Annotated in this window: 1 protein-coding gene; it reads left to right on the forward strand. The window is 61.4% G+C overall.

The window, feature by feature from the left end:
* Positions 1–1,031, forward strand: a 1,031-nt coding sequence (locus HV796_RS42555) for a hypothetical protein (protein ID WP_175233593.1), incomplete at its 5' end; no start/stop codon positions are given.
* Positions 1,032–1,250: the final 219 nt, after the last annotated feature.

The following is a 1,250-nucleotide window of genomic DNA, read 5'->3' on the forward strand; positions in this document are numbered from 1 at the left end:
AAGACCGGGGGGCAGATCCGGCAGGGACGGCGCTGGTTGACTGGGCCCACGCAGAGCAGGCGCGTGGACTGCCGCTTTCCCATGCGGAACAGCAGATCCATGACAGCCTGAGCGCACCAGGGCGTCAACAGCCGGCTGCCCCCCTCCCGGGCAGCAGTCGCGCAAAGCCCCGTGCACGGCTCGTGCCGGCATTACCTGAACACATCGATCTGCTGAAGGATCTGCCCGGGGAACTGGTTCATGCATACCGCTCCAGCGTCAGGCGGTTCCTGATGCATCTGGAAGAGCAGGGACAGTCATGGTCGCAACTGGTGGTCGCGGGCAGCGGTGAGGGTGCGCGTCCTGCCGCGCTTGAACAGGCAGTCAACGAGGGTATCCGGCATCATGGCTTGCCGCCCAGCACGCGCGCAGCCATCAACCAGGCATTCGGGTTCAGGCTGCAAAGCGACATAAAAAGAGTTCGGCTCATGCCGGATCTTCAGGAGCACAAGGATCTGCTGAAGGATCTGCCTGAGGAACTGGGTCAGGAATACCACTCTAGACTCAACCGGTTCCTGGTGCATCTGGAAGAGCAGGGACAGTCATGGTCGCAACTGGTGCCCGCGGGCAGCGGTGCGGGTGCGCGTCCTACCGCGCTTGAGCAGGCAGTCAGCGAGGGGATCCGGCATCATGGCTTGCAGACCAGCACGCGCGCAGCCATCAACCAGGCCTTCGGGTTCAGGCTGCAAGGCGAAAGAGTTCGGCTTGCGCCGGATCTTCAGGAGCACAAGGATCTGCTGAAGGATCTGCCCGAAGAACTGACTCAGGTATACCGCTCCTGCGTCAACCGGTTCCTGGTGCATCTGGAAGAGCAGGGACAGTCCTGGTCGCAACTGGTGCCTACGGGCAGCGGTGCAGGTGCGCGTCCTGCCGCGCTTGAACAGGCAGTCAACGAGGGTATCCGGCATCATGGCTTGCAGACCAATACGCGCGCAGCCATCAATCGGGCCTTCGGGTTCGATCTGCAAAGTGAAGCAGAAATGCGGGGATAGTCCGGCCGACTGTGTCGCGACAACCTGCAAATCTCACAACATCAGTTCGACCTCAAGGCTGTGCGGCATATGCCGCTCCGGATGTCCGGGGCCGACTTCTACGCAATAAAATCCGACAGGCGATGAATCACAGTCTGGCGAATTTCCCCAAGTCGATGGCGGAAATGAGCATGATCGCATTCGTATGCTCCCGGCCGTTTCCCGGTACCTGGGCATGGC

Origin of the sequence: Paraburkholderia humisilvae, assembly GCF_902859855.1 — a bacterium.
In the GTDB taxonomy this organism is placed as follows: domain Bacteria; phylum Pseudomonadota; class Gammaproteobacteria; order Burkholderiales; family Burkholderiaceae; genus Paraburkholderia; species Paraburkholderia humisilvae.